This is a genomic window from Thalassotalea euphylliae, from assembly GCF_003390395.1.
In the GTDB taxonomy this organism is placed as follows: domain Bacteria; phylum Pseudomonadota; class Gammaproteobacteria; order Enterobacterales; family Alteromonadaceae; genus Thalassotalea_F; species Thalassotalea_F euphylliae_C.
The window spans coordinates 148784-166894 of sequence record NZ_QUOV01000001.1 but is presented as its reverse complement, the minus strand read 5'-3'; the positions used below and the strand labels follow the sequence as shown (position 1 = coordinate 166894).

The following is an 18111-nucleotide window of genomic DNA, read 5'->3' as shown; positions in this document are numbered from 1 at the left end:
TCAACCTGAATGTGCCAAATACCAAGGCATAGCTTCAAGAATACCTTGTTGAATGCGATGGCTTGGATCGTAACCAAGTGCTGACTTTGCTTTAGAAACATCAGCTTGCGAGTGTCTAACATCGCCCGCTCTAAAATCTCGATATTCAGGCTCTGTTTCAATCTGAACACTATTATCTGATAAGGCATGCTTGATAGACGCATAAAGCTCGTTGAGCGTCGTTCTATCGCCAAGTGCGACATTATATACCGCGTTTTTCGCTTCAGCGGGCGCGGTGGCAGCTAGAATATTCATTTGTACGGTATTGTCGATATAACAAAAGTCACGGCTGGTTTCGCCATCACCATTGATAAACACAGTGTCGCCTTTAATCATAGCAGCAGTCCATTTGGGAATTACCGCCGCATACGCGCCATCAGGATCTTGTCGGCGACCGAACACATTGAAGTACCGCAAACCAATACAATTAAAGTCATAAGCTCTTGCATAGACATTCGCGTAGAGCTCATTAACGTATTTTGTTACCGCATAAGGGGAAAGTGGACTGCCAATGTTATCCTCCACTTTGGGCAATGCCGGGTGATCACCATAAGTAGAACTGCTGGCGGCATAAGTAAAGCTCGCAACATTGGCTTGCTTTGCAGCCTCAAGCATATTTAAAAAGCCTGTAACATTGGCGGCATTAGAGGTAATAGGGTCTGCCAGCGAGCGCGGCACAGAGCCTAAAGCTGCTTGGTGTAAAACATAGTCTACGCCATCGCATACTTGTGAACAGGTGCTAACATCGCGAATATCACCCTCTACAAACGTAAACGCCTGCCATTGCTCTGATGAAACGAGTTGTTTCACTTCTTCCAGATTTTTTTGATAGCCGGTGGCAAAGTTATCAAGACCAACAACTCGTTGATCTAGTTTTAGTAAGGTTTCTAAAAGGTTAGAACCAATAAAGCCAGCAACACCTGTAATTAACCAAGTTTTAGGCTGCGCTTTCAACTCTTGGCATATTTGTTCGTACTTATTCATCCACTCTGCTCTATAGACGCATATCAACTTTGTCTTTGGGAAGCACACACTTTAAGTCATATAAGACATGTGTCGCTTTACCTAACGCATGAATTTGCTCAGCCCCCATCGCTTTAAACTCATCGTGCGCTACCGCCAAAATCACCGCGTCATAATCACCTTTTTTAGGCTCGGCAGTAAGCTTAATACCGTATTCTTCTTGCGCTTCTTCACAAGCACATAGCGGGTCAACAACATCAACATTTACGTTGTACTCTTTAAGTTCCTCAACAATATCAATCACTTTGGTATTGCGAAGATCAGGACAATTCTCTTTGAAGGTTAAGCCCATCACCAACACATGAGCCTGTTCTACTTGAATACGCTTTTTCAACATACCTTTGATAAGCTGTGAAACCACATAGTGCGCCATGCCATCATTTAGGCGACGCCCTGCAAGAATCATTTCAGGGTGATAGCCCACTGATTGCGCTTTGTGTGTTAGGTAATAAGGGTCAACGCCAATGCAGTGCCCACCGACTAAGCCCGGACGAAACGGTAAAAAGTTCCACTTGGTGCCTGCGGCCTCCAACACCTCTAACGTATCAATATCAAGTTTATTGAATATCACCGATAGCTCGTTAATTAACGCGATATTAACGTCACGCTGCGTGTTCTCAATGACTTTAGCAGCTTCAGCCACTTTAATAGACGAGGCTTTATAGGTGCCTGCCGTGATAATTGATGCATAGAGCGCATCTACTTTGTCAGTAATTTCAGGAGTTGAGCCCGAAGTGACTTTTAAAATTGTCGGTAAGCGGTGAGTTTTATCACCAGGATTAATGCGCTCAGGGGAATAACCAGCAAAGAAATCCTGGTTCAGCGTTAAACCAGAGATTTTTTCAATAATCGGAATGCAGTCTTCTTCCGTTGCCCCCGGATAAACGGTTGATTCGTAGACCACCGTTGCCCCTTTACCAATCACGCTGCCAAGCATTTCTGATGCTTTGCGCAGGGGAGTTAAGTCCGGTTGGCGATGTTTATCAATAGGGGTTGGTACAGTAACAATATAAAAATCACAATCTTTGAGCAGCGTTTTGTCTGCAGTACATACCAGCTTGCTAGCCTGCTTCAATTCTTCAGCGTCAACTTCATTAGTGCGGTCTAAACCATCATTTAGCTCGTCAACTCGCTGTTGATGAATATCAAAGCCAATAGTTTGGTACTGTTTGCCAAACTCTACCGCCAATGGCAGGCCAACATAACCTAAGCCAATAATTGCAATTCTAATATCACCATTAGGCATGCTCTCTTCCTTGGGTTGTTTACAATTTGTTTATTATTTAACTTATTCTTACATAGAAACATAACAAACAAAACGCGATATTTTGTATTTTATAAATTCGGAATAAACGGTGCAGGTTTGATTCCCAAATCAGCTCGATCTTCAAAGAATATATTGAAAGCCTTAGGGGCTCCTTCTATACCTCCAACAATAATGTTGTCTGAGATATCTAATTTTTGAGGTTCCTCCTTCATTGCTATTAAGCGAGCATAACTCTTGTCAGCAATAAATATGTTGTTCCTAATGACAATACTGCCTTCGTCATGAGATACCCCCTCAACTCCCCAACTTAGTAGGTCATGGTTTTCACTATAGGCGCCTTCGACTAAAACACTATTCTCGATCCTAACTTGTCCTCCATTCGGGATGTCGATGAGCCTGCTATCTCTTGTTAAACTGCTTCCAATAACAGACTCTAATATCTCGGTGTAGTAAGAGCGAGACTTTATTTCATGGCCGCCAGTTTGGTTATTTAAAAAAGACGAGTTCTTAATCAATAGCCGTGTTTTAGCCATCGTATATACGCCATGAAAAAAGCTACCATGTCCCATGTATTCAAAACGACTATTCTGGATAACGATATCCCCTCCCTTTGGCGAGCCTAACAAACCACCTTGTGCATGATGAAAATAAACATTATTTAAAGTAAGACCTCGCCCTTCAAGACGAACGCAGACTCCATTATTTGAAGGAACTGATATTGAATGACATTCAAGTCCATCAATTATCAAATTGTTGCCCTTTGCAACAATTGCTCCCTTACCTTGACTGGCAGAACCAAAAATAACTGCGCCAGGCTCGGCAGTAATCTTGACATTATTAGCTGTCACCACACCCGATGCTTTGTATAGACCTCTGCCAATATTAATCTCGCTAAAAGCTCTAGCTGTTTTTAACGCTGTCTGGAAATCTTTAACCGGTTTACCATCTAGTGTAATAACCCCCGGAGCATGTTTTAGATTAGTCAGTTTCTGCAGCTGGACTTTTACAACTTCTTGAGCAGGAGGATTTAGCATTGAACTAATTGTTTGAATATGAAAAGGCTCACCAAATATTCGATACAATAAATACAGACAAAAAACACCAGCAGCACTGTATAAGACGGAGGATTCTTTGGGTAGAAAAGCTGTATTAAAATGTCCTTTCAAGTTTAATGCTGCTCTACTTACCGTACATGCAAAGCATGTCACAAAGATAAGCCCTAGAACCAACACTGACCAACGTATCACCAGCTCTGATTGGCTAAGCTGATTCTCCCTATCTGGACCAAGAAGAAAATCAGCAGCCGAGAAGGTTTGGCCATATTTCACAATAACTGGCTCAAGCCCATAGTTAAGTGTGTACCATGAGCTAGCTATTGAGCTCAGAATAATCAAAGGAAACCAAATTAGCCGAGCCGTACCCTTTACTGACACGATCAAGTAAGCCAACCCAGCTAATATAGACAGCGAAATAAATGCAGTACTTATTGCTATAGGACTTTCGATAAGTTCGGTAAGGTTATCAGTCGAAGCATTAATAAAAACCGTGATATAGCAAAATACAATTGCCCCTGAGGAAACAATTGTCACTTTAAATTTATTTGTTATAGCCTGCTTTTTTCTCACCCAAAAGAGAGTCAAAAGCAATGGAAAATAAATAAAACCAATAAACGCAGAAAAGCGCACAAAGTACTCGACATATCTGACAAAGTTAGCAGTCATCGACAGACTAAGTATTTTTAATAGGGAAGCCAGCCAGCTAGATTCTGCACGCATTGCCAATATATCTCTTGCGTAAACTGAGGCCCCGATTATGTCTTGTAGGCTTTCTTCAGAAATCGCTAGCGTGATTGCAATAAAGGCAATGAGGAGAATTTTCACCTGAGTCCCAATGAACTCTGAAACTCTTAGCTCACAGTCTTCCTTAATTGTACTAGCAGACCAATACCCACCACCAAATATACATAAGAGAAACACGTAGAAGAATAGAACATCTAGTATTGAACCGTTATTTTCAAATAACTCTCTAACGTTATATGGAATGCTTGGCAACAACAGGACAAGGCTAATAGCCATGTAAAGCAGCATAAAGCCACCTACCAATAAGCTTGTTAAAAACACAGAAGTGTTTTTTTCTTTGCTACAAGAAATTGCTGTTTTTGGGACCCTATCTTGTGTTTGCGATCTATAATGTTCGGTTACGTTACCTAGCATACTGGCAAGTAAATCACCAATATGTCTAACCAATAAAAAAGTAACACCGACCAATACCACATCGCCAATATCAAACGTCCGACCTGAAATAAATATTTGCGAACACTCAGTTATTAAAACTAAACCTGCCAGTACATAAGCTTGACGATGCAAGCTGTATTTGAGCTCAAGCGATAGCCACATTGCTGCAGAAAATAGCGAGACTTTTAGAAGAATTGTCGAGACACCCGCATATACTTGGCCACTAAGATAGCTATGAAACGGCAACATACTGAACGCATTGTGTATTGGTTTTCCTGCGCTAATAAGACTTGAGAAAAAGATAGATGCAAGAAACAACACATAAAGCTGTTTTTGATTTCCATCGTCGTGCCAATCTCTCAAACGAAAGATCAAATACCCTATTGAGGGGGCAATAATAACCGCCCATGTTACGCTATTCTGATAGATAACAACTTTTGCAACTAGCAACCCGAAATAGCCGAATACAAAAAAAGTTAGTGGAACGGGCCGCCAAAAGCTTAATAACCTAAACATCACAAGCCATGTGACTGTATTGAATAAAACTAACAAAATATTAGATGCACTGGGTGGAACCAAGAGGGGTTTGATACTGTGCTTAAAGGCTTGAAAGTCTATACTTGGTACAAATGGGGCAAGCTGTGAAAGTAAATAAACGATAACAATAGCTATGGGCAACATAGCTATTGGGTTTTCTAACGAGACTTTAACTCTATCGAAAAAATTTATCGCAATAAAGCCAAGAGCGAATCCAATACTGTTAAATAATACATCAATTAAGTTGGGATCCCTCTCTGCAATTCCGATTTGGAGTACTTGCAGAATGAAAGCAAAAAACAGCACAATTCCAAATGGCCTCAACCATGTGTCTACTTGCGATAAATGCAATCCCTGTTTCAGTGCACTGAGTCTATACGCTACCCCTAGAGGTAAAAAAAGTAATAAATTACCAAGTACGTCTCCAATACTTGGTATGTTGATATTCAGCCATATTAAAGAACTCGCAGACAGTTCCTCTAAAGAAAATAAAAAAGGGTAAAGCGAGCCATAAGCTATAATCACATACAGGATCGCTATTAGTTTTTTCATTTTCAGTCAACCAAGCTCAATCGCACAAAGTACATTTCAGAAATTAGATAGATCTTAGAAATTCTAGAGTATACCGCTCTACTTTTCGTTTCCACTTTTTTGTCGAAAAGGTATGATCGGAGTCAGTCAAGCGCTCGGTAAAGCATTGGGCTGACTTAATTTTTTGCCACGTCTTATCAGTAAATGCTTGTTGTTCAAATTCTTTTGCCGTCAAATCATTACCACTCAAGATCAGTAATAACTTGCCATTAAACTGCTGTAAACCTTTTTTCATAAGCTCTTGATAGCTCGCTTGATGGCTCTTATTTCCGGTATTAATACTATCTGCGGCGAAGCTTTTTACCTCTTTAACACTGGCGGTCACATCGACTCTACCGGCGATTAGCTTTCGCCAAAAATCTCTTGAGAATAGTCGCTGTAAATAATAAAACCTGAGCATAGTCTTACCCATCGCTTGTTCACTTCTTAGCCATGGATTTAAAATAACCAGCCCTTTTACTCTGGGGTCTTGATGGGCGTATATAAGCGCCGCCGAAGCCGCATCACAAAGTCCCCAAATCACCACGCGCTTTAGCTCAGGTTGCTGCTGCATAAAAGCATCGATTGCCGCAGCGATATCATCATCGATATTGTCAAATTCAGCTTTATTGCCAGATGAATCCCCCATCCCCGTGTAATCAAAACGCATGGTGCTATAGCCAGCATCGGCTAAACATCGCGCTAACTGCACAAACTGGCGATGACTGCCAACACGATATTGAGGCCCGCCAACAACAATTAGTACCCCTGTTTCGCTATTTTTAGCACTAGGGTGAACAATGGCTAGCAGTTGCTCGTTATTGGATGAGAAAGTAAGAGCGTATTCCATTGTTCGCCTATCCACTAGTATTCACCCAGCAACTTATGGGTTATGGTGACACCCAGTGCAGAAAGTTCTGGTAAGTCGAAAACCTCTGGTACTTGCCAAAAAGCGGGGGTATGCAAGGTATGCACGGTAATAACGTCGCTTGCCTCTGCAAACTTTCTCGTTGCAGGCGTTATCTTTTGTGTTGCCAGCTCTAACCAATTGACTGGGCTTTGCCACTCTATAGCCGCCGAGATAACGGCAGCTTCAATTTCTTCAATAAAGTTTTTTGTGATTACGTACCCAGCAATTTCTGTATCATTACCTGCAAGTATTTCATTACGCCAGTTGACCTTATCAGAGCTATTACCCATCATTTGGTTGGCTTGTTTTATCCGTATTAATTGGTTGGCGAAAACCTTACCACTGGTAATAGGTTTCCAAAAAATTTGACCTAGAATTGGTAGCTGGGCGTGTAACTTCTGTTGATTCACACCAAGCAATAAGGCACCGACCCTAACACCGAGCACAATAAGCTTTTGGTAGCCTAAGCTCTGTAGCCATTCGCCTACCGATACAACATCTCCAAACCAACTATTAAAGGAGCTTTCTTCGAATTCACCTTCACTGTCGCCAGTGCCAAAGTAATCGAGAATAAAACTATCGAGCCCATGCTGAGCAAACGCTTGGCATTGTTTTGCCAGTACCGCACGAGAAAGGTTCAGTTCCTCCGCGATCGACGGTAAGCACAACACAGCGACATCGCGCTTTGAATTGCCAAACTGACTAACAAAAATGCGCCCTTTAGTGGACGCAATAAAATGCCCTTGAATCGACATAATTAACCGATCTTTTCTGATAAGAACGCCGTTAAACTACCCAATGTTTCAAACACTTCAGCGCTAACTTCATCATCTTCGATAACGATGCCGTAGTTTTCTTCTACAAGAGTTAGCACTGTCACTATCGCCATCGAATCAAATTCAGGGATAGCACCTAATATTTCTGTATTTGCACCCCACTCAGCAACTTCGCCCAGTTGGAGGCTTTCTTGGATGAGTTCTTTTAATTCTGCTTCTAAAGACATTTACATTAATTCCTTAATCTGAAGTTGATTTACTGATTTTATTTTTCAGCCAATTCAATGAACGATAAAGTGCTTGGTTTTTTGCCCACGTTACATGAAACAATGCTCTTTCATCACAAGTCAACCTTCGATGCCAGTCCCTTACTTTACCGTAATATTCTATACGTTTGATTTTACCTTGTTCGGACATTGCTTTATAGGCATCCACTTTCATAAGCAATGCGGGTGAATAACGTGCAAAGCTTTCGTCAAACGTTGTTTTCAAAATAGTGACGGTATCGCCATGTACAATACACAGATCAACTGCAACAATGTCGTCGTTAAATTTGTAACACCAAATCTGAGCTAAACCTTGCTCGGCAAAAGATGTCATCATATCAACATAAAACGTACCTTGTTCGTTGTCGACATTGACGGCTGTACCAAGAGAACTTTTCCAACCTTTGCTTTCCAGCTCTCCATAATGCGTAATATAGGTTTTTATCTGCTCAGGCTTGGTCACTATTGACAACTCAATAGTCACGCCTTCTCTGTTAAGGCGATTTTTCGCTTTATTGATATTCTGGCGTGTATTTTTACTTAAACTGGCAAAATAAGCGTCAAAATCCTCAGGTACTTTCAACGATCCTGTCGTTATATATGGCAAGCATTCTACGTCTTCACTTTGTTCAAACCATGCACTGTCTAGCTGAGTTAGATCAAACAACAGTTGTGTTCCCGGCAGCTGTTGATTAATTTCAGCAAAAAGGCGGCGGTTTAGCGTATTACTTTTAGATAATATTGCGCCCAAAGGCCCTTGAGAGGTTTGAAAGATAGCCCAACGAAAGTTTGAGAGTTGCTCAAAAATACCAGCAAACGTCAAACAACCACTCTCATACTTACACAGAATATATAGCGGCTGCTTTGCAAACGTATTTATTAAACTTTGCACGAAAAGCGCAGATAAAACCGCTTGATTAAGAGTACTTTGATTCAAGTCATCCCACTGAGCATAAATCGTATGAAATTCTGAAACAGGCAATAATTGCCACTTAATTGCATCCATGAATTAACTCTTGTTTAGCGTATTGATAATAAACATTAACTGTTCTTGTGATAAATCTTGATGGCAAGGTATTTGGATTAACCGCTCCCGATACTCTTCGATTACAACGTTTTCAGTAATGCAGTACTCTTCCCAACGTAAAACTTGAATACCACGCTGCCTAATGTACTCAAAGTCACCTTTGTCATTGAGTAGAAATGGAAATACATAAGGTACTGTTTGCTCATCAAGCGCAAACAAAGGGCGTCCAATGTTTGAGGCATGCAAAGCTTCAAATAAAGTTGCATAATTGTTGCGACGACAAAACACGATGTGCCCATAGTTTTCAATACATAGCTGTGCTTTCGTTAGCGAAAAGCATCGCTGATTCATGTCTGTGTTATTGAAATAACGAAATTCACTTGATAAAGATTCCACGCCAACACTAGAGTCACTGCCAGTAATTTCTCTTGGCTTAAATCGCTTAACTGCTTTTGACAACGCGGCAACGAAATCACTCTTCCCTAAAAAGTACTTAATTTCACTTTTGGCACCAGGGCCAGATAAAGCGAGTAGTTGAGATTTGGTTGACTCGCTTTGCGTTCTCAGCATGCCACCATCAGAACAACTAAAAAACTTATTTAAGCTACAAAAACTCGCATCTGAAGTAAACTTGCCACTTTGTAGCTGCTCACTGAAAAAAGCATGGGCGCAATCCTCAATCACGCGAATCTGATGTTGTTTGGCGATATCGATTGCCTTTTCAATATTGGTAGGAAAGCCAAAAAATCGGACCAGCAGTATTACATCAAATCCTTCGATAGCTTGTGCTAGTGCATCAAGGTCAACAGACAAATCATCGTTTAGTCGATAAAATGATACGTTGACTTTGCCAGCTAAAAACGGCTCTATCATGGCCGGACAATGAAACTCTGGCAGTAGAACCCGACTGTTTGAAGTTAGTCCAAATTCGCGAACAATATAGCCTAATGCTGAACGACCATTTTTAGTAAAGTAGCTGTTTCGCGAAAACTGAGAGTGTTGCGCTACCGACTTGCCCCATGGCGCCCAATGAACATAATCAGGTGTTGCACTAATATGTGGCTCTGGATAATTTGTCGCGCATGCCAGTGGCGAACGAAAAGTGACTGTGTTCATTGTTCGCCTCGTAATTGATTTAGCATCATACGAAGATGAAACTTAACGGGTGTCGCGTCCCATGGCGTAAACCGTCTCATCTGATGAAAATCACTCGCTACCGTCGAGATTCCCCAATGGGTCGAAACCGCACTATCAAAACCGAGTGTTTTGACAATATCCGCCGTTTGTTCAGAATAGTCATCATTGAGTTTACCATTCGGGTAGGCGAAGTGCTTGACTGGCTGACTTAAGATTATTTCAAGCGCTTCTTTTGACGCAACAATTTGCCGCTGTTGCTCTTCCACATCTAATGACGCCAATATGGGGTGGTCTTGTGTATGTGCTCCTATTTCAACTCCTTTAAAAGCCAGCTCTTGGATCTGTGCAGGAGTCATCATTCTCGCATCATATTCCTGCGCTTGATTATCACGATATAGTCGATCCACGACCTCATTACGCTCATCAAAGTGTAAGTACTTTATTTTGCCAATAATCTTATGAGCAAGACGAATACGAGACTGGGTATCGTTAACCGATTGTTTTTCTATACCGACAGCAGATAAATTGAATTGAGCATGCTGGGTATCACCAATCAGGTCTAAAATGCGATCATTAAACATATTGCTGCCACCGGAATAACCTGTCGCGACATAAACAGTTGCTGGAATACCATACTTACGCAAAATCGGTTCAGCAACCGTTAAATTATTGAGATAACCATCATCAAAAGTGACACAAATAGCGTTATCAGGCAGCGTATCTGACTTCAACGCTTTAATCGCGTCAGATAACGATATAGGCGTGTAATACTTTGCCACCAATTGCATCTGCCAATCGAATTCTTCAGCAAAAGGCTCAGAAGGTCTCATCACATCATGTTGCGCTACAACTTGATGATAGATAAGAATATTAAGCTTATTCTTGGCAAAAGCTTTACCTAGCCAAGCAAGCAATTGATGAGTAAGCGCCACGGCTTTAACTACTCTCGTTACCTTGAAGCCAAAGTTCTAACACCACCATAATCCAAATAAGCTCGCCATAATAGCCCGTATGCACGCTATTGTGTGCATTAAGCGCTTTATCAATCAAATTTTCCGAAATAATATTTCTAGCTTTAAACTGCTGTAATGCATCCAACGCAATATTTTTTAACGTTTCATTTTCTTTTAACCAGACTCCAAACGGCAAACCAAAGCCATGTTTACTTTTATCAAGTGTCTCATCGGCTAAAAAGCCTCGACATGCCTGCTTATAAAAATCTCTCAGTTCGTAGCCGGGCAATTTTACGTCTGCCGATACCTTGCAGCTGAAGTCGACCAGCGCCTTGTCCAACAGTGGGAACTTAACTTCAACGTCAGCGAGTTCACACATTTTATTTACTTTGATTAAATCATTATCAGCGAGTGTAAATTTCCAATCCAGATACAACATATTATCTACAGGGTGCCCACCGCTAGACTCTTGATATCGCTGAACTAATTGTTCGATTGGTTGGTTAACATCAACTTTTGATAGAAACGTAGATGTAAACATTTCCTCTAAACCGACAATATTGACAAAGTTATAGCTCTGTAATCGTGCTGGCAGCTTAATCTCAGCTTGACGCACATAGCTTGATGCCTTGCTAATGCCTGGTATCCCCGCCATTACCTTATTGTTTAATGTGGTATTCATTAAACTGCGAATTGGCGACGGTAATTTATAATACAGTTCAAATTGTTTTTGTTTCGCGTAACGTTCGTTGCCAGCAAATAACTCGTCACCACCATCACCCGCTAGTAAGGTATTCACGCTATGCTGTTTAGCAAATTTGGCACAAAAATAGGCTGCCATAGAAGACGAGTTACCAAAGGGTTCATCAAAATATTGTGCCACTGTGACAAAGGCTTCTGCGGCTTGTTCAGGCTGCAAATAAAGTACCTCATGTTGCGTTTTGAAATGATTCGCCGTGATTTTCGCATAAGGTGTTTCATCGTAGCCTTCTGCTTCAAAGCCGATAGAGAAGGTTTTCGCGGGTGTTTGATGTTTCGCCAGCATACCTGAGACTGTCGAACTGTCTAAACCGCCGCTTAAGAATGCACCGCAATTGTCAGAAGTCTGCTGTTTCACCGTTGTTTCAATAATATCCAAGCATTCGCTATACAAGCTTTGCTTATCTTGAATATTATTCGAAAACTCAGGGGCATAAAGAACATTAGTTGATAACGATAACGCCTTATCAAAGGTTACCGCTTTACTCGGCTCAAGTTTATATACCTTTTTGTAAATCGTTGTAGGAGAGGGAATACAATGAAAATACATGTAATTGAAAATTGCCTGTTCGCTAATTTCCAATGTCTCGTGAACAGCCTTTTTTAGTAACTTTAACGAGTGAGAAATTGTGATTTCTCCGCCATGCTCAGCATAGTAACAAGGCAGTTGACCAATAAAGTCATTCACTAAAGTCAGTGTTGAATCGTGCTGATTGGCGATAACTAAGACAAAACTACCTCTTAGTTGTTGATAAAAGCCAGATAATATTTCCCCATTGTCTAGTTTATCTAAAACATCTTGAGCACTGGTATTATCAATATTTCCTAATAAAGCGACAAAGAATTGATCGTTCGCAACTTGCGACATTGGCTTATCAGAGGTTAGCTTCACATTCATCGAATTTGATAAAGAATGACTGAATGAGCTCCTTGCTTTGATTTCTTCCACTTTACTGCCTCACTCCTAAATACTATTTCTTATGCTATGCTGCAAACATGCTTCAAATGAACTTGCATGATATTGTCTAGAATAGCGAAGTATTTCCTCTTCTGGCAATGGTGCCAATTCACCATTGCGCAACTGTTTTAAATAATTCATTAATTGATGTTCAATAGTTGACGCATCATCTAAAGGCGCTATCACACTATTTGGCTGTTTTGCCATTAGCTGGCCGGTATCGCCTTGCTCAGTCGTTAATGCAAAAATGGGCTTACCAACCCTAATATATTCATATGCCTTGGCAGGTATTTGATAATCGCAATTAGCGGCTTGCATAAGCAATAAGCCATCAACCATTATCATCTCTTTAAGCGCATCATGAAAAGGCACTGGTGCCTCTAATTTGACAATATCTTCTATATTCATCTCAGCAAGCAGCGGTTGATAAATTGCATCATGTCCTGTTGCCCTTAATCGCAACTCAAAGTTACTGACAGTTAACTGACCACTTTTTTTGAGCGCAGATATCGCATGAAATAATGGTTTGGGATCACGCTCACTCGGGTAAACAACACCACTGTGTAACAATATTATTTTTTCACTTTGCTGACGGTTACTTGTAGTTTGAAGTGATTCAAACATAGCGATATCGTAACCATTTGGCACTATTTTCCATTTATCATCAGACGTTTCAGGAAAGCGCTCTACATAGAGAGCTTTAGCGCCAGGAGTCGTCAAAATAATGTGATGACAATGTTTCACCATCTTACGTTCTAACCACTGGAAAATTCGCTTCTTACGAGGATTTGAAGGATAACCTTCTTGTGCCATTGGGTCGCGCAGATCAGCAACCCATGGAATACCCGATAACTTATGGAGGACATAAGCAATAATATGGGCTGAAGCAATTGGGTATGTAGAGACAAGAATATCAGGTCTATTACGTAAGGTAGAAAAAAGCCCCGAAATTACACCACCAAAAATCCAACTTTGCCAGTTGTCAGGTAAGGCCATTAACCCTAGGTACTTACCCTTAATACTTAAGTGCTTAGCCGTATTGCGTCCAAACGCCCGAATAACATTTACTTTTTCAGGGATAAAAGACAGCTGAGATGCTTCCCAACGGTCGTAAGCTTTAAGAGAACCCGTTAACACGTCGACATCCCAGTCATTTTCAGCCAAATGCCGAGTAAATGCTAATGTACGGTGTACACCACTACTGCCTAATATTGGAGGATAATGAAACGCGACATACAAACATCGATTGTTTTGAGATTCCATTTTTAGCCTTTTTGCAACGCGAGCCAAATAATAGAAGGCTTTTTAACCACTGTAGATAAGACAATGAACATGGCTGATATTTCACCATGCTTGAGACAGCTTTTAGCGTTAGAGAAAAATTGTTTACAGTTTTCCTTTAATCGCTTTGTTAACTCCTGCTCAGTTTGTTCAGCAACAGGATAGTCTTTAAGAGTGCTTGATCTGAAAAAAATTTCATCCCTTAAGCGCTGTTGCAAGTGAGTTGTGCCCCACTGTGCAGAAGAAAAAATATTTACGCCTTCGCCATAAACAACTTGAACCGTGCTGGTAAACATAATGCTTGGATTTGACAATGCAATTTCTAACCAAAACAAATAGTCTTCACCGGCAAACTTAAGATCTTCCCTGAAGCGATTTGACTGATATTTAGTGAAGCGATAACCAACGGTCGATGTGCCGATTAAGTTACCCGTTAGTATTTGCGTAGACATATCGCCTTGATAGGTATGAAGAATGTCAGTAAGCGCGGCATGTTCATGTAACTGCATTCTTCCACCACGAGAAAATGCATCAATATCTTGGTTTAATTGGCAAAAGTTAGCAAAATAGAAATCTGCACCATTTTCAAACGCTTGCACCATATGTTGTATATGGCCTTGTTGCCAATTATCGTCTGAATCTAAAAAAGCCACTATATCAATGCCGTCTGCTACGCTGTCTAATCCTTTGTTTCTCGCTTTAGACACGCCAGCATTTTCTTGTTTTATAACACGAAGTTTATTTGAGAGAGCTTCAGGCAAAGCAGACAGTTCAGACTCTGCTGGAATAGGAGAACCATCATCTATCACTATAACTTCTGTAATACAGGGAAGTGCAGATTGACTAGCAATAGATGCTAGCGTGCGATGTAATGTCCCTTCTTGCCTTTGGTAATAAGGGATAATAACTGAGATTTTTAGCACTCTGCGTCCTTTCAATGCATTGTTCAATGGTTAAACAGATAAGATTGTAAAACGAGTTATTTCAATCGCAAAGAAATTCTTTTAACATAAACAATGTCTACTGACTATCACTAATGGAGTAAATGGAAGATGTCTTTGAGACCTTTTATCACTTTCCTAATCTTGCTGTTAGGTTTGGTCGCAATAACTCAAGCGCAATCAATCAGGGATAACAAGACTTGTGGTATAAATCCAGGTAAACCATTAAGAAATGCTTATGGTCCTTTTGACTACACTAATCCATCTCATGCCTCAAAATTACCACTAGTAATTACCGCACATTTTACTGCCGATGTTCGCACTCTCAAGCGAGGCACGACTAACAGAACTCCTCATGGCGATATTGACTACACCTTGCGTGCCATCCCTAACTATCACCCGGCACTACACGCAATAACTAAACTAGAGGCTAGAGATAGGAGAGCCTTAAAAGAATGGGAAATATTCACGCCGTCTCACTACTCCACTAAGTGTTACTTTGAAAGAGCGATCTATTTTCAACCAAATGACGCAACCACCCATATGCTTTACGCCATGTATTTGCACAGTATTGAAAAAGACGCCAAATCAGCAGAGCAAATGTATGAGAGAGCGCTCGCCAAACAACCCAACCACACCGAATTACATTACAATATGGGACTATTTTATATCTCTATCGGCGATTTGGAAAAAGCAGAATACCACGCTAAAGTAGCGTATCAGAACAAATATCCACTGCCTGGGCTTAAAAATAAATTAGCAAAAGCTAAAACAGCAAAGTAACCAAACTAGATGTTCCGTAAAGCCTTGATGTACTCATTTGCCTCGAAGTACGTCACACTCATTATTCAAATTGCATCAACTCTAATACTGGCAAGAATATTAACACCTGAACATATCGGTTTATTTACCGTTGCAGCAGCACTTACAGGCATTGCGCAGATGTTTAGAGATTTTGGTATCTCTGAATATATTATTAAAGAAAGAGACTCCTCTTACTCAACGCTTTCTACTGCCTTTACTGCCTCTATTTTAATTGCATGGCCGATCGCATTTTTAATGATGGCGATTACACCTTTAATCGGCTCATTTTATGAGCAAGATGAAGCTGGCTGGCTGGTTTTTATTTTGTCGTTCAACATGTTTTTATCACCATTTGGCTCAATAGCAATGGCCGTAATGCGAAAAAACATGAATTACAAACCTATTTCATTTGCGAACGTTGGCAACACTATGGTCAATGCATTGGCATCAATTATCTTCGCTTACTATGACTTTGGTGCCTATAGTTTAGCTTTTGCGTCAGTACTCGGCACAATCACTACTGTATCTATAATTACATTATATAAAGGAAGTGACATCTCCTTTGGTGTTCAATTTAAAGGCACTAGACGGGTTTTTGATTTTGGTAAAAATGTCGGCGGAAGCAATATTTTTAACTATATCGCGAATAATATTCTCGAAATTTTCATCGCGAAAGCAATCACTCTAGATACTTTGGGCTTGTATAGCCGAGGCAGATCGACTATCACCTTGTTTGAAATAGGTATTATAGATGCCGTAAAACCCTTAATATCGCCTTATTTTGCCCAATCGGTTAACAAGAAATCCTTGCAAGAAGCTTACCTCACTTGTACTAAAATAATTCTGTACTTTTCTATACCATTTACCATTATTGTCACTTCACTAAACGAGTCTATTTTGTACATTCTCTACGGTGAGCAATGGCTAGATGCAGGTAAGTATTTATCACTGCTCGCAGGATTGTATTGTATTTACACCATTACCTTGTTTTATGAGCAGGTGCTTACAGTGACGAACAATGATAAGCTCTATATGAAATTTAAAGTGAGTTTGAGTTTATTTAGGTTAATACTTGGTTCGACGATTTTCGTTTTACCATTAGAACAAGTGTTAATAAGCTTTTACTGTATAGCTAGCTCTCGGCTGCTTTGGGTAATTTGGTCACTAAGAAAATTGATTTCACTGTCAATTACTAATTACATTAAAACATTACTAAAGCCAATAGTTGCAAGTATTGGTGTTACCATTTTCGTAACATTATACAAGTACCAGCAAGAGAGCTTATTTGAGTGGCAGCTATTCTTGTACCTATTGCTTGCAGGACTATCGTGGCTTTCCGTCATATATCTCATTGATAAGCCAGTCATCAATATAGTTTTAGGTAAGCAAGCCAAATAAAGGCTCTGGGTAATCGACATATACTAGACTGTTTCATTTGGGCATTGAATCGCATTAAACAAGTCTAACTGCAGACCAGAAACCGCCCAAAATGAACGAATAACTAGCTACAGACAACTAGTCTTTTCAATTACTGTCTGCAGGACTTGAAGTAGTATTCAGATGTATTGTGAAAATTTTTAGAATAAGTAACCTCTATGGATTAACAACGAATCGAAAACTTCGTTTCACCTAATGGAATACACAAATGCAATTAGCCCCATTTTTCATTGTAGGAAGTCAACGCTCAGGTACAACAATGCTAAGGCTTATTATGGACGCACACCCCGAATTATTTGTCCCCTTTGAGTCTGATTTTTTAGCTGTAGAACGAAAATACTCGACTGAGTACCAATCACCTCAAGATGTTGAAGAAGCCTACAGCGCCCTTCTCAACGAAACACTTACAAAAAAGGGACAATTTCTAGAGCAGAGTTACTTGCCCGAACTTATCAAAAGTAAAACCTTCCATGAATTATTTTCAACCGCTCTGAGCATTGCAACACAAAAAGCAGGCAAGCAACGATGGGGAATAAAAACCCCCGGCTATCACATACGAATTGATAGCTTGTGGCGCTTATTTCCCGGCGCAAAATTTATTCACATAATTCGAGATGGTCGAGCCATCGCGCACTCTCAGCGCAATATTGAATGGGGTGAGAAGAATGTTATGAAGCTTGCGATGAAGTGGGATAACGACCTAAAGCTGGCCAATAAAATGGGAGCGATGATCCCAAATAACTACCTAGAAATAAGGTACGAAGACCTTGTCCGAGACACCGACAAGGTTACGGAACAAGTTTGCCAATTTATCGACGTAAAATTCGATCAAAGTATGCTTGACTACTACAACTCAAGTCGGAAAAAGATGCCTGCAGAAAGTATGCAGTGGCACAAAAACTCTGTGTCAAAACCCGATATCAACAAAATTGATGAATGGAAAACTAAACTCAGTAAGTCAGACAGAAAAATTTTTCAAGGTTTTGCCTATAATAGCTTAGCGAGAATGGGCTATGAAGTCCCCCCCCTTTCTCGCTCTTTATTTGCAAAGCTTAAAGAAGTATATTATCTGCAAACCTATAGCGATTAAATTTTCCCCATACCGACAGCTAGTATTAATTCTGATAGCGGTCTACATTGGTCAATTAATTCAGTTGGAATAAGCTTTTAACTAACTCAACTATATATCTCT

Annotated in this window: 15 protein-coding genes; 3 read left to right on the top strand and 12 right to left on the bottom strand. The window is 40.4% G+C overall.

Going from position 1 to position 18111, the window contains the following annotated elements:
• The 12 genes from DXX92_RS00725 to DXX92_RS00670 all read right to left on the bottom strand — a co-directional run bounded on the left by DXX92_RS00725 (position 1) and on the right by DXX92_RS00670 (position 14660).
• Positions 1 to 1023, bottom strand: a complete 1023-nt coding sequence (locus tag DXX92_RS00725) for an NAD-dependent epimerase/dehydratase family protein (RefSeq protein WP_115998677.1) — start codon at positions 1021 to 1023, stop codon at positions 1 to 3.
• Positions 1024 to 1033: 10 nt separating this feature from the next.
• Positions 1034 to 2308 carry a Vi polysaccharide biosynthesis UDP-N-acetylglucosamine C-6 dehydrogenase TviB gene (tviB, locus tag DXX92_RS00720; RefSeq protein WP_115998676.1) on the bottom strand — a complete coding sequence of 425 codons (1275 nt, stop codon included), beginning with the start codon at positions 2306 to 2308 and terminating at the stop codon, positions 1034 to 1036.
• Positions 2309 to 2397: 89 nt separating this feature from the next.
• Positions 2398 to 5652, bottom strand: coding sequence for a right-handed parallel beta-helix repeat-containing protein (locus DXX92_RS00715; RefSeq protein ID WP_115998675.1), 3255 nt, complete (start codon positions 5650 to 5652; stop codon positions 2398 to 2400).
• A 43-nt stretch (positions 5653 to 5695) separates the two neighbouring features.
• Positions 5696 to 6520, bottom strand: coding sequence for a hydrolase 1, exosortase A system-associated (locus tag DXX92_RS00710; protein ID WP_115998674.1), 825 nt, complete (start codon positions 6518 to 6520; stop codon positions 5696 to 5698).
• Between the two features lie 14 nt (positions 6521 to 6534).
• Complete coding sequence (locus DXX92_RS00705; RefSeq protein ID WP_115998673.1) at positions 6535 to 7335, bottom strand: hypothetical protein; 801 nt, start codon at positions 7333 to 7335, stop codon at positions 6535 to 6537.
• A gap of 2 nt (positions 7336 to 7337) precedes the next feature.
• On the bottom strand, positions 7338 to 7583 hold the full coding sequence (locus DXX92_RS00700) for an acyl carrier protein (RefSeq protein ID WP_115998672.1): 246 nt from the start codon (positions 7581 to 7583) through the stop codon (positions 7338 to 7340).
• A 13-nt stretch (positions 7584 to 7596) separates the two neighbouring features.
• Positions 7597 to 8628 carry a GNAT family N-acetyltransferase gene (locus DXX92_RS00695; RefSeq protein ID WP_115998671.1) on the bottom strand — a complete coding sequence of 344 codons (1032 nt, stop codon included), beginning with the start codon at positions 8626 to 8628 and terminating at the stop codon, positions 7597 to 7599.
• A 3-nt stretch (positions 8629 to 8631) separates the two neighbouring features.
• Entirely contained in the window at positions 8632 to 9765 is a 1134-nt protein-coding gene (locus DXX92_RS00690; protein WP_115998670.1) for a DegT/DnrJ/EryC1/StrS family aminotransferase, read from the bottom strand.
• Complete coding sequence (locus tag DXX92_RS00685) at positions 9762 to 10718, bottom strand: polysaccharide deacetylase family protein (protein ID WP_245961371.1); 957 nt, start codon at positions 10716 to 10718, stop codon at positions 9762 to 9764. Before DXX92_RS00685 ends, DXX92_RS00690 begins: the two co-directional genes overlap by 4 nt.
• A 4-nt stretch (positions 10719 to 10722) precedes the next feature.
• The gene (locus DXX92_RS00680; protein ID WP_245961370.1) at positions 10723 to 12447 is read right to left on the bottom strand and encodes an asparagine synthetase B family protein; all 1725 of its coding nucleotides are present in this window, start codon (positions 12445 to 12447) and stop codon (positions 10723 to 10725) included.
• Between the two features lie 15 nt (positions 12448 to 12462).
• Positions 12463 to 13719, bottom strand: a complete 1257-nt coding sequence (locus tag DXX92_RS00675) for a glycosyltransferase (RefSeq protein ID WP_115998668.1) — start codon at positions 13717 to 13719, stop codon at positions 12463 to 12465.
• Between the two features lie 2 nt (positions 13720 to 13721).
• Complete coding sequence (locus DXX92_RS00670) at positions 13722 to 14660, bottom strand: glycosyltransferase family 2 protein (RefSeq protein ID WP_181901662.1); 939 nt, start codon at positions 14658 to 14660, stop codon at positions 13722 to 13724.
• 135 nt (positions 14661 to 14795) lie between these two features.
• Between DXX92_RS00670 and DXX92_RS00665 the strand changes: the two genes are divergently transcribed.
• The 3 genes from DXX92_RS00665 to DXX92_RS00655 all read left to right on the top strand — a co-directional run bounded on the left by DXX92_RS00665 (position 14796) and on the right by DXX92_RS00655 (position 18009).
• Entirely contained in the window at positions 14796 to 15461 is a 666-nt protein-coding gene (locus DXX92_RS00665; RefSeq protein WP_181901661.1) for a tetratricopeptide repeat protein, read from the top strand.
• Positions 15462 to 15470: 9 nt separating this feature from the next.
• Positions 15471 to 16880, top strand: coding sequence for an oligosaccharide flippase family protein (locus DXX92_RS00660; RefSeq protein WP_115998665.1), 1410 nt, complete (start codon positions 15471 to 15473; stop codon positions 16878 to 16880).
• 247 nt (positions 16881 to 17127) lie between these two features.
• The gene (locus DXX92_RS00655) at positions 17128 to 18009 is read left to right on the top strand and encodes a sulfotransferase family protein (RefSeq protein ID WP_115998664.1); all 882 of its coding nucleotides are present in this window, start codon (positions 17128 to 17130) and stop codon (positions 18007 to 18009) included.
• Positions 18010 to 18111 lie beyond the last annotated feature (102 nt).